At 57.2% G+C, this 11705-nt stretch carries 10 protein-coding genes; 6 read left to right on the top strand and 4 right to left on the bottom strand.

Annotated features, from left to right (window positions below; genetic code table 11):
- Positions 1–645 precede the first annotated feature (645 nt).
- The gene (locus LOC70_RS24170; protein WP_230256633.1) at positions 646–1971 is read right to left on the bottom strand and encodes a hypothetical protein; all 1326 of its coding nucleotides are present in this window, start codon (positions 1969–1971) and stop codon (positions 646–648) included.
- A 157-nt stretch (positions 1972–2128) separates the two neighbouring features.
- On the opposite strand from LOC70_RS24170, the gene LOC70_RS24165 reads away from it, so the two are divergent.
- The 3 genes from LOC70_RS24165 to LOC70_RS24155 all read left to right on the top strand — a co-directional run bounded on the left by LOC70_RS24165 (position 2129) and on the right by LOC70_RS24155 (position 3937).
- On the top strand, positions 2129–2797 hold the full coding sequence (locus tag LOC70_RS24165) for a HEAT repeat domain-containing protein (protein ID WP_230256632.1): 669 nt from the start codon (positions 2129–2131) through the stop codon (positions 2795–2797).
- A 54-nt stretch (positions 2798–2851) separates the two neighbouring features.
- Positions 2852–3187 carry a hypothetical protein gene (locus LOC70_RS24160; protein WP_230256631.1) on the top strand — a complete coding sequence of 112 codons (336 nt, stop codon included), beginning with the start codon at positions 2852–2854 and terminating at the stop codon, positions 3185–3187.
- 216 nt (positions 3188–3403) lie between these two features.
- On the top strand, positions 3404–3937 hold the full coding sequence (locus tag LOC70_RS24155; protein ID WP_230256630.1) for a hypothetical protein: 534 nt from the start codon (positions 3404–3406) through the stop codon (positions 3935–3937).
- A 187-nt stretch (positions 3938–4124) separates the two neighbouring features.
- On the opposite strand, the gene LOC70_RS24150 is transcribed toward LOC70_RS24155, so the two are convergent.
- Positions 4125–4646, bottom strand: coding sequence for a transcriptional regulator (locus tag LOC70_RS24150; protein ID WP_230256629.1), 522 nt, complete (start codon positions 4644–4646; stop codon positions 4125–4127).
- 183 nt (positions 4647–4829) lie between these two features.
- On the opposite strand from LOC70_RS24150, the gene LOC70_RS24145 reads away from it, so the two are divergent.
- The gene (locus tag LOC70_RS24145; protein WP_230256628.1) at positions 4830–5759 is read left to right on the top strand and encodes an aldo/keto reductase; all 930 of its coding nucleotides are present in this window, start codon (positions 4830–4832) and stop codon (positions 5757–5759) included.
- On the opposite strand, the gene LOC70_RS24140 is transcribed toward LOC70_RS24145, so the two are convergent.
- Positions 5731–6882 carry a cytochrome c family protein gene (locus tag LOC70_RS24140; RefSeq protein ID WP_230256627.1) on the bottom strand — a complete coding sequence of 384 codons (1152 nt, stop codon included), beginning with the start codon at positions 6880–6882 and terminating at the stop codon, positions 5731–5733. The two genes, LOC70_RS24145 and LOC70_RS24140, sit on opposite strands and share 29 nt — an antisense overlap.
- A 302-nt stretch (positions 6883–7184) precedes the next feature.
- Between LOC70_RS24140 and LOC70_RS24135 the strand changes: the two genes are divergently transcribed.
- Positions 7185–8339 carry an endonuclease/exonuclease/phosphatase family protein gene (locus LOC70_RS24135; protein WP_390889111.1) on the top strand — a complete coding sequence of 385 codons (1155 nt, stop codon included), beginning with the start codon at positions 7185–7187 and terminating at the stop codon, positions 8337–8339.
- 18 nt (positions 8340–8357) lie between these two features.
- Here the strand turns inward: LOC70_RS24135 and LOC70_RS24130 are convergent, their stop codons facing one another.
- On the bottom strand, positions 8358–10109 hold the full coding sequence (locus tag LOC70_RS24130) for an MFS transporter (RefSeq protein ID WP_230256625.1): 1752 nt from the start codon (positions 10107–10109) through the stop codon (positions 8358–8360).
- A gap of 321 nt (positions 10110–10430) precedes the next feature.
- Between LOC70_RS24130 and LOC70_RS24125 the strand changes: the two genes are divergently transcribed.
- Positions 10431–11702: a dicarboxylate/amino acid:cation symporter gene (locus LOC70_RS24125; protein ID WP_230256624.1), complete on the top strand. Its 1272-nt coding sequence runs from the start codon at positions 10431–10433 to the stop codon at positions 11700–11702.
- Positions 11703–11705: the final 3 nt, after the last annotated feature.

The following is an 11705-nucleotide window of genomic DNA, read 5'->3' as shown; positions in this document are numbered from 1 at the left end:
AGGCAACTTAGGCAGGTAAGACAGGAGCCGTATACGGACCCGTACGTACGGTTCTGTGAGAGGGCTGAGTCAGCGGTCGCTCCGCTGGCTCACCCTACTCGATCTGCGCCAAAACTGAGACTGCCCGAGCGTTATGGAAATGCCAACCAACGCACCACGCCGAACAACCAAGTAGCCGAAGAGCGTTAGCTCCGGTTGCCACGTAAAAACCGCGGCTAACGCCGATCGGCTATGAGGGGCCGCGGATTGTGGAGTTTGTTCACGAGTTTTGTCATGGTTTTAACGCAGAGCCGCGAAGACGCCGGGTCGCGATGAGGACCGTGCTGGGCTCTGCGCCCTCGCGTCTTCGCGTCATCTCCATATCAACAAGCCGATTGAGTTCGCGTCTTCCGAACGACATTTACTCCCGAACGACCAAGTAGCCGAAGAGCGTTCGCTCCGGTTGTCGCGTAAAAACCGCGGTTAACGCCGGTCGGCTGTGAGGGGCCGCGGATTGTGGAGTTTGTTCACAAGCGTCGTCATGGTTTTAACGCAAAGCCGCAAAGACGCCGGGGCGCAATGGGGACTGTGCTGGACTCCGCGGTGGCTCGATCGCGACCGAATGGTAGGTCTGGTTTTTTTAGAACAACCAGAACCAGCCCAGCCTCACTCTTCCGCCGGCAATGAAATCTCGATCAGCGCATCCCCCCAAACCAATTGCAGGTTGGCTTGTTGAGCGATGCTTTCGGCCAGTTCTCGGAGGGTCTTCTTTTGCGCATCGAGACTCACCAAAGTCTGGCTTCTCAATTTGGCGTCCTCCGAGATTTTCAATTGCTTTCCGGCGGCACCAGCGAACTGTTGCAGGACCACCTCCGCCGGCTTGTTCAATAATTTCAGATCGTAGGTTGCCTCCCGTCCCGCTCTGGCGACCTGGGCCGGCACTTCGGCGTTTTCCCAAACCGCTCGCCAAGCCGCGCGGTGGCCTGCCGGGGTTGTGTTAACCCGTAGCAAACGCTGTTGTCCATCACGTCCAGACCGGAAGGCCGCGGTGCGATCGAATGATTGGACCGCCTGACGAATGGCTGTCCCGCTGCCCTGCACTGGATAACTCATTTGGAACCGCACGTTCTTCCACCGCGTGTCTTCCGGCGACAAGAACTCGACTTGCGGCGGCAATTCTCCGTCTCGCGTCACCAATCGTTCCAAAGTGAACGCTCTCGGGGTGACATAGCGAAATTCCGAAAGCATCAACGAAGCGACGTGCCACGGATCGACTTGCTGAAAATTGGCTTCACGCCAAACGTCGTGCGGCAACCAATCGAAATCTGCGGCGATTGGCACCGATGCACCGGACGTTTCAACGACGCGTCGCATCGCCTCGCGGGACGTGGTGCCGCGTGGCCATGTCAGATCGACCGACGTGGCTTGGGGCGACGACACGCAATGGGCCAACGTTCGGTCAATCCATTCCGGGCGGCCCACCAGCAGAATTCCCGGAATCGGAAAAGCTTCCCAGCCTTGCGGCTTGGTCAGTTGGGTGATCGCTTGAGCGGCAGAGCCACCGGCCAAATTTAGGGAGACGATTTGATGGGGATCGATGCTGCCATCTCGCCACCAGGTCCAACGTTGGGGACGGCTGCCCGAGTCAACCTGCTGAACGATCTGATCGATCGCTTCTTGCATCGTTTGTCCGTCGATGGCGACCGTGATCACGGTGCTGGAAAACGCTTCGGCACGAAGCGGCGAATCGACGGGAGGTTGTGAAAAAGCGGGCAAAATGGGGGTGAAGGCGAGGATCACCCCCAACAACATCAGGCGAAAGAACTCGCATGACCGGCCGTTTGCGTCCAGCCGCAGGACCGATCGTTGGTCGACCGAGGTGGCTGCATTTTGTTGGAGTTTTGCGTCTTTGCGGGCAGGACGGTTGCAAACGCGAGACGAATTTCGGCGGTGGTGCGAGGCGGGGAGCATCCGACGAGCCGTGCGAGACAAAGATCTTTTCCAAGTGCCGTCTTGCCCGACAGCTTGATCGGTCTAACATCGAGAAGTCAAACCACAGCAGCCGAAAAACAGACGAAATCGCGGTGTTTGGCCGCGTGACCCACCCAATCCTCCCAGACCCTTCTGACTCGCCAAAGGTGGAACCGACGTGAACTCACCCATCGTCCACACCACACGCCTGACCGCCGCGTATCGGCGTTACCTTGGCTCGGCGGACGCTCCCCGTTTTGCCCACGACGTTGACGAGCATTACACGCCGTCGACCCTGACCGCCCTGCTATCTCGCGGCGAAGTGGAAAACCGGCGTGCCGCCGCATTGGCATTGGGCATGCTGGGCGACCGCCACTGTGTCGATTCGCTTGGTCGAGCCCTCTCCGACGAAGATCGTGGGGTTCGATTGGTCGCCGACGATTCGTTCCACTCGCTGATCGTGCGAGACGCGGCGCCGCTACATCATCAAAAACTGCTGCGAGTGATTCACTTGAACGATGGATGCGAATACGCCGCCGCGTTGTCACCCGCGATGGTGTTGATCGACCAAGCCCCGTTGTACGCCGAAGCTCATCACCAGTTGGCGATCTGCTGGCACGGGCTGGAAGAATTCGAAAAAGCGGAAACGGCCTATCAGTCTTGTTTGTGGCATTGCCGCTTTCACTACACCGCCTGGCAAAGCTTGGCGAAAATTCGCATGTTGCTCGGCAAACCCAACAAAGCGCTGGACGCGCTCAACCGTTGCTTGGACATCAACCCTGATGTCGAGACGGCTCGGATGCAACGTCGTGCGATTCGTCGCCGCATGCGTGAAAGCGACGTGTAGGACCGAGCCAGCCCACGACGGTGCTGCTCCAATTTTTGCTGGCCGAATTGGGCCATGATCAACGCTTCTTCGCGATCGCAGCACGGCATTGATTTCCCAAGATTCAGTTCTCTCGGAAAGCGAAACGACGTTTTGATTCAGGACGACACATTGGTCGGCGGCGTGGCACTTTGCATCGCTGCGATTTGCACGGCGATCGCGATCGGGCCTTGGACCGCGCCCTATCAAGTCCGTTCGATCGCCTCCATACAAAAACACTATGGTGCGGTCGCGGCTCGCGGTGCTTGGTTGCTGATTGCGATTCTTTCTGCCATTTCTGGCGTAGCAATTTTGAACGGAATTCGGCCGTCCTATGCGTCGCCACCCGCGGTGTTGAATCAGAACCAATGACGAGTCATCCACCGGTAACAGTGATCAAGGGTTGATTCTAGTTTCCGAGGCTGCGTTTCACCGCTCGGCCAGGAGTCTTCGTTGCCGCGTTTGCCGATCGGTGGGTTGGAGACTCATCCAAAAGATCTCTTGACATTGGTTGGTGCTCCTACTAGTTGTGGAATTCAGGTCTTTCATTTGGCCCCCTTTCGAAGCCTAACCAAGGGGAATGATGCAGTGGCAAATGAGCAAACACCTGAAAAGAGATCGGCACTGGATCGCTTTCTGAGCGGGATCAGCGAATCGATTTTTCAAACCAAATTGGGCGTCGCCGATGTGCAACTGATCGGCTACGTCAGTGACTTGATGCTGCGGTTCGTTCGCATCGACGCGGTTCACAAGATGCGGCGCAACGATGGCCGGCCCGCAACCGAAGTCTTTCAATTGCTTTGCGAAGCCGAGCGACGAATCGGCATCGCCAAACGGGAGGTGCATCGCCACATCGGCGACGTGACGCTGTTTTGGTCAGGCATGTTCCCCGAATCCGTGCGTGGGGATGGCAAGGATTCGCCCGATCAGTTGTTGGATTATTTCCAACACGGAAAGCGTTCCTACAAAATCGCATCGACGATCGAAGCGGATGAGTCGCGACCGCCTTGTGATCTGCTGGATCGCTTGAGTGACCAGTTCGAACTGTGTGCCTACGGGCTGCGAGAGATACGCCGCGAAATTGACGAGGCCGAACCCGGCGAGCAATTGTTGCTCTCGTGATTCGGCGTTCGTGTTACCGGCTAGCTTGGTACGGGCGAGCGTGTTGCCGGCTTTCGGGGCCTCGGCATTCGGGGCCTCGGCGTTCGTGTTACCGGCTTTCGGGGCCTCGGCATTCGTAGCCAGAGCTTCCGCAGCGACGCGACGCTGTTTGCAAACCTAGGTTCGCGATCCAGCAGACTTGCGGAGTTTACCGGCGACGTTTGCCAGCGGTTTTCTTTCGCGACTGACGTTTGATCTGGCGATCTCGAATGGAGATGACTTCGTCGCGGTCGTTGGTTTCGCGATCGCGAGCGATGCAGGCCAGCTCCCACGCTTCGTCTTCGCCGTAGCGGTTGAAGGCGAAGCTGATCTTTTTGCGGCTGCCGTCTTCGGTCTTCCAAGACGCACAGTAGGCGCGGTACTCGCAACCTGGGTACCGGTTGTCGATCGAGTGGGCCAGGTGAACACCGACTTTGCCCGTGGTGTTGCGGCTGGTCAATTTGTCTTTGGTGGAGTTGTTCGCGGGGCCGAGATAATCCAACAGTTCCGCATGGCGTTGCTTTGCCATTTGCAGGGCTTTGCGTTTTCCGCCGCACATGGTGTCAGAATAGTATTCCGAGTTGCGCACTCCGTCGCGGCAAACACGGACCACATACCCTTTGGAATTGTTGCGTTCGACTCGCGTGATTCCGGGAGCGACGGTGGTCGCGGTGGTGGGTGTCGTTGCCATTTCGTTTGAAAATTGCTCTTCTAGGGAGGAGGTTCCGAGTCGGATTCACACAACGCTTCCCCTCCCTCGGGTGTAAGCGTTTGGGGCCAAGAGGCGAATCGGACCGGAAAAACTGGACGGGTTTGGTCCCATTAACCAAGCCATGCGCACAACCTAATTCCCATTTGAATTCTCGCAACTGTTTTGAACCAACACGTCATCTTGGGGCTTTGGCCCATTGCCGGAGTCACCACGGTAGGAGTGACTCGTGAGAACGCGATCGCGACGATTCACGCTGCGGTTGATGCTGGCATTCGGCAGTTCGACACCGCCTACAGTTATGGCTTGCAGGGCGAAGCCGATGAACGATTGGGTGCGGTGCTTCGCGAGTTGGATCCGGGTTTGCGAGAAGAAATGCATTTGATCGGCAAGGTCGGCCAGCGGTATGACGAGAACGGCGTCCGTGTGAACGACGGTCGGCCGGAAACGTTGGTGGTGGATGCTGAGAATTCACTTCGTCGAATCGGCATCCGTTGCTTCGATACGTTGATGTTGCACTGCGTGGACGAAGAGGTCCCGGTGGAAGCGAGTGCGTGGGCGCTGCAGCGTTTGGTTCAGCGCGGCATGGCAAAGCGAGTGGGGCTCTGCAACGCGACCGAAGAACAACGTGCCGCATTTGCGACGGTGGTTCCCTGTGAAGCGATCCAATGCCCGCTGAACGGTTTGCAGCAAGACACCCTGCAGACCGTCATCGCCGACGCGAACGAAAATCAGTGCGACGTTTGGGTGTATTGGACGCTGATGAAAGGATTGCTGGCTGGAAAGATCAGCCGCGATCACGTGTTCGCCGAGGGCGACAGTCGCCCGAACTATCCGATTTTTCAAGGCGAAGCGCGTCAACGAGCGCATGACATCGTTGACCAATTGACGGTTCTCGCGGCAGACCACAAACGATCCGTCGCCAACCTGTCGATCTCATGGGCGGTGTCTCAACCCGGAGTCACCGCTGCGTTGGTGGGAGCCCATCGACCGGAACAAATCGCCGACTTTGCCAACGCGGGTCCGCTGCCGAAACCGCTGCGTCGCGAGGTCAATCGGATCTTTGCTACTTCCAACGATTCTGTGGCGGAATGAACGCGTCCAACGGTGCGAGCACATGCCCGTTCGTTTCGGATGCGAACTGATAGCCAAGGTCCGCGATGGTGTCGGCGGCTTGCGTCAGTTCATTGCGATTGTTGAGCTTGAGCGTCACGCCACTGTAAACCAGCAGGATATCCTCGAGATACTTCGAACTGACTTTCTGCGAGACGGACAGCAAGCGTTTCGCCGCGCGGTCGGCTCGTTTTGCCGACGTCACTCCAAATTTGGCTTTTTGAGTTGCAGCGGCGGTGGCTCGCAGGCTGGCTTCCAAGTCCGCGATCATTCCGCTGACGAACATCACTCGCAAACGATCTTTCGTGTTGCTGGCGTTTGACTGTCCGTCGGATGCGATGAAATTGTGACGCAGCGTTCCTTGGCTCCAGGAAACAAACTCAAAATCCAGGCTGCCAGTGGGGTGACCGCCCACGTTGACCAGTTCCTCATCCGCGGTCGTGTGACAACGCAAGCAACTCTGCGCGACCAGGTAGGCGTTGACCGGATTCCGCATGCCGGCGGCCACGCTGCGTTGCAAACGTTGTTGTTTGTGTTCCGGTGTTTCCATGGCTCGGGTGACCTGTTCGCCACCATAGTCATGATGCAGGTCCAGCCAATTCTTCGCCGATCCGTGGCACGATTCGCATGACACGCCGGCGATGGCGTGAACGTTGCCCGATGCCACGTCGGTTTGTTGTGTGTAGTGACAATCCACGCACCGGCCGTCGTACTTGATCGAGCGGACTCCCAAACGCGAAGCGATTTCTTTCGCGGCGGGCCGTCGATGCAGTTCCTCGAAGGTGCGGAAGTGAGGAGTCGATTGCCAAACCTTCACTTCATTGGCGTGACATTTCACGCAGGTTTCACTTCCCATCGTCAGGTGCGGATCCACCGGTGTCGCCGCCGTCCCGACAACGCTGCTGGAGCGTCGGTTGGCGACGACCAATCCGCCTTCCGTCGGTGCTTGCGCAGGTGCATTCGCGGCGATTGGTGAATCCTTCTCCGTCCCAGTCGCATTGCCCCGCGACAGATCTGATGTTTGGTAAAGACCGATCGCCGTCATGGCCAATGCGAGACCGGTGATGACGGAGGCAATCGGAAAGGTCGAGAGTGAACGTGTCATGCGAGAATGTCAGCAAAGAGCGAGGCAGAACTCGGTGAATGTTCAAATTTACGACACGAAACGTGAGTGCACCTTGGACTGCGACGAGCGGACGCAGATCGGCCGATCGGGGGATTCAGTCGCATGGTCTGCATGGCTTCGTCGCGACATTGCGGTTGACGCGATTGTGACGATTTGGCTATCCGGCGTGGGTGGAATTGCGAAAGGAAGCCCTTCGTGAACCACCCTGTCATTTTGCATCGTTGAGCTGAGAAGGAGTCTCGGCCGAGCCATGCACCATCGATTCACGCGGCAAGGAGGCCGTGGTGATCCAATTGCTGTGGAAATTGCTCTGGGGAGACTCGTCGAAGAAACGGCGACGGTCGCGGCGTTCAAGCACGTCGTTGCTGCGTTGGTTCACGCCAGGACTGTCCGTCACCGGAGTCTTGGGAGTCATCCTGGCGGGTTTGACCGGGCAAATCGATCTGCCGACGCTCGATTCCCTTCGAGGCAAAGAAGAACCGGTTTACGAAGACCCGCTGGCGGCTTCGTTGACGCCGGAGCAAATGGCTTCGCGAGTCGATTCGGGAAAGGCCCCGATGGGACGCATCGCACCGGTCAGTTTGGTCACGCCGGCCAGTGGACCAACTCAGAAAAACAACGCGTCGATTCGCGTGGCCACGTTCAACATTCAAGTTTTCGGCAAAAGTAAATCGGAAAAGCCAGAAGTGATGCGGCGTTTGGCGCAAGTCTGCTTACTCTTTGACGTCGTCGCGATTCAGGAGATCAAAGGCGACCCGAAATTGCCAATCAACGGCTTGTTGGATGAAATCGCCAGCCTTGGCGGCAACTACAGCGCGACGGTCAGTGCGCCACAAGGACGAACGAGCCAAACCGAACGATATGGATTCGTTTGGGATGTCAATCGAATCGATTTGGTGCCGGATTCAGATTACTTGGTCAACGACGATCAGGATTTGATGCACCGGGCACCGATGGTCGCCAGCTTTCAAACTCGCGTCACGCCGACTGCCAGTCGCCAACCGTTTCGATTCACCATGATCAACGTCCACACGGACCCGGATGAAGTCGGATCACGCGTCGGAGATCGCCCGGACAACGAAATGAACGTTTTGGATGACGTTTTTCACAGCGTTCGGATGTTTGAATATCAAAGTCACGGCGAAGAAGACTTCCTATTGGTCGGTGACCTGAATGTCGACACGCAGTGGTTGCTCGAAATGGGCAGGATTCCGAACGTTCAGTCTTTGGTCGGTGACCAACCGACGAACACGCTGCGGACGAAGACCTATGACCATGTGATGATGGACACGGCGACCACGCGCGAATTCACCGGGCGTGCCGGTGTGTTGGATTTGATGTCCGCTCTTCGAATTCCCGAAGACCAGGCGTTGAAGGTCAGCGATCACATGCCCGTTTGGGCCGAGTTCGGGGTGTACGAATTGCCGCCGCGATAGGCATCGAACAAGAACGCGTCAAACCGGTTGCATCGATTGAATCGGCCGGCAAGGGAACGCGAAACGACCGTAGGTCGCGTCGTGAATTTCCCACTTCTGCAAGCCTTCGTCGTGCAAGACGGACTTCACCGCACGCTCGGATAGCAACACGATGTCGCGCCATTCGTTGGAGTCCAAACGAATCAAACCGGAGTGCTGACGTTCCGCCGCATCCGCAGAAACTTCCAAGTGCTTCGCCAACAACTTTTTCGCGTCCGCCGATTCAAACACGGAAATGGTCGCGAATTCGTTGCTGAGGTTTTCGGTCAGTTGAGGATACGATCCGTCAACGCTGATCAAGCAATGCCCATTGTCTAGGAAGCTGATCAGACGCAACCGGATGTTGCCATCGAGTTCATCGGTCATGGCAAGCACAAGATTCTGACAGCCGACTTGAACCGTGGCGGAACAAGCCGCGTCGCCGCGACCAATTTCGATGGCCAACGGTTCCTCGAACGCATTGTTCTGCCAAACGATGATGTTCTCATTCGCTTCGTCGCGAATCGTTAAGTTGGCAGGAACGCTCAAACGAGGATCCAAGTAGCGGCGTGAGTAGCTGGCGTTTTTGGATAGCGTTTCCTGCAGCTTGTCTTGTCGCACACCATCGGAAGCAAATTTGGATGCGTCGACATCGCCGGATGACTTTTTCGCGGCTTTCTTACTGGATCGCGAACGTTTGGGCTCGGCGACAACCAAGTTGTCCAGCGAGCTGATCGACATCGCCATATTGCGTTTCGTTTTCATGCTGCCAAGGATCCCCAGCCACAACGCCAAACCAGCACACAGAGACACGAAGCCAGCTGCTTGAAACGCCCAACTGGATGGCGTGGATCCCAAGCCGCCCAGAAAGACCGTCAGCACGAAAGCCGCGGCGAGACAGAATCCACCGGCAAAGAACGCGAGCGTCCAGGTGACCTTGTTTCCACGACCGGATCGCATCGGAAGGCCAAACACGCCGGCAACCGCGGCGATGGGACAGAACAGGATCCAAATGCCCCAACCAGCAGAACTGCAAAGCAACCAGCCAAGCGTCAAGGTGAGTGCAGAGCCCACCGCCCAGATTGCAGCATTCTGTTTTGATTCGGTCAGCGCGACCGGGTGCAGCGAATAGCAATCGAGTTTGGCCAGATCGACGAAAGACTCGGGGAGTCCAACGCCTAGCAGGTTCGCGCCGTCCGCGATCCACTGAATCGTTGGATCTTCGCTGACAAACACGGTCAGCGATCCGGTGGAACGAACTTCGTCCACTGCTTTGGCAGCGACTTCGCGACCGGGTGAAAGCTTCAGAGGTTGTGGCATGTTGGTGCCGCCCAAGTGCTGTGGCATGACTTCGCCACGAACCATTTCGTCCAACATGGTTTGGGCGCGGGGGTGGCGGAGAGCATCAGCGAGTGTTTTCTTGGCCATGCCAACTTTGTCGCCCGACATCCAGGCCCCCATGCCGCTTCCGACTGGCATGGCCTGCATTGCGTTGGGGTCTGGCTCCAACATGGCGAACTGCATCTCTTCGGGCGGTTCGGCAACGGTTGCGTCCGTCAATCGAACCACGGAGGCTTCCCCAATGCCGTTTTGCAGTAGTTCACCGCAGGTCATCTCGACGGGAGTTTGTTCCGCCAACCAAGCACGATGCAGTTTTGGAACGGCGACGATCGTTCCGGCGAACAAACCTGCTACGAAGAACAAACTTCCGATCGCGGCCCGCCGCGTGTTTCGTCGTTTTGAATATGGCATCCGATGATTCCCGTGAACAAACAGGAGCGAGACCGCTGGGGCCGGTGTGAAAGTTGGCGGCCCAGTCGGCCATTTTGAAAATGCAGGGTGGTAGACAAACCATTCCATCCCAAACCTAGGTCGCGGTCAGTTGCGGTGCCCTGCGAACGATCGAAGAAACCGCTATTTTGTGGGGTAGAGGAAGCGAGCATCGGTTGCGTCGTGACCTTCGTTGCTGGAATGACGACAGCAATCGAAATCAGGAAACCGCGTTGATTGGGACATGACATCCCCCTCGAATTGTGCATTTTCCTGATCAAATGCACATCAAAGGAAGCAGATATGACGGAATCGCCCAAGCACAGCCAAGCCCTGACCTACTGGATCGCGGGTGCGATCGTGGCGGCTATCGCGATGGCACTGGCTGCACCAAATTTCGCGGCACACTTCGAAATTGGCGGCGAATTATTTCTGCGTGCCTTGAAGATGATCGTCGTGCCGTTGGTGTTCACGTCTGTGATGTGCGGTGTGCTCGGGATGGGCGACATCCGACAACTCGGTCGTCCCGGTGCGACGGCGGTTGGCTACTACCTGTGCACAACGGTGTTTGCGGTCGCGATTGGTTTGGTGGTTGTGAACGTCATTCGGCCGGGAGTGGGGACGGTCGATCCAGCCAGGTTAGAAGAAATCGCGGCCAGCTCTGAATTGCCACATGGTGAAGCGGAGCCGCCTGGAATGGGCGTCGTGCTGGAGAACTTGGCACTCATGCTGGTGACGGACAATTTGTTCCAAGCCGCCGCGGACACTCAGTTGTTGCCAATCATTGTGTTCACGATTGCGATTGGCGCGTTGATGACCACAATGATGGACAACGTCCGGACCATTTCGAATTTGATCACCGAGGCCAACGAACTCTTGCTGCGGTTCGTGATGGCGCTGATGAAGCTGGCGCCTCTGGGGATCTTTTGTTTGGTGACGGCGCGTTTTGGGAAGGCGCACGCGGAAGGGCAGTTCTTGCAAGAGTTGCAACAAATCGGTTGGTACTTTGCCGCGGTCGTGATCGGATTGGCCATTCACGGATTTGTAGTGCTGCCCGCGATTTACTATTTGATCACGAAGAAGAATCCATACCACTACATCTCCGCGATGAGTCAGGCGTTGTTGACGGCATTTTCGACGGCCAGTTCGTCCGCAACGTTGCCGGTGACATTGGAGTGCGCCGAATCCGCCGGAGTGTCGAAACGTTCCACCGAATTTGTGATTCCCTTGGGAGCCACCATCAACATGGACGGGACCGCGCTCTACGAAGCCGCCGCGGCGATCTTCATTGCTCAAGCCATCGGTTTCGAACTTTCCATCGCGGATCAGTTGATTGTTGCGGTCACAGCGACATTGGCAGCGATCGGAGCCGCCGGCATCCCAGAAGCCGGTTTGGTCACCATGTTGATTGTCTTGGGAGCCGTCGGGTTGCCGCTGGAATACCTGGGGCTGATCCTGGCCGTTGATTGGCTATTGGATCGTTTCCGAACCGCGGTCAATGTGCTGGGTGACAGCGTGGGGGCTGCCGTGGTGGGCACGACGATCCCGGAGCCAGCCGCCGCGACGACGGATTGAGTT

It is taken from the genome of Rhodopirellula halodulae (genome assembly GCF_020966775.1).
Taxonomy (GTDB): Bacteria; Planctomycetota; Planctomycetia; order Pirellulales; family Pirellulaceae; genus Rhodopirellula; species Rhodopirellula halodulae.
Note: the sequence above shows the minus strand (reverse complement) of the source record. Positions and strands in the feature narration are given on the sequence as shown.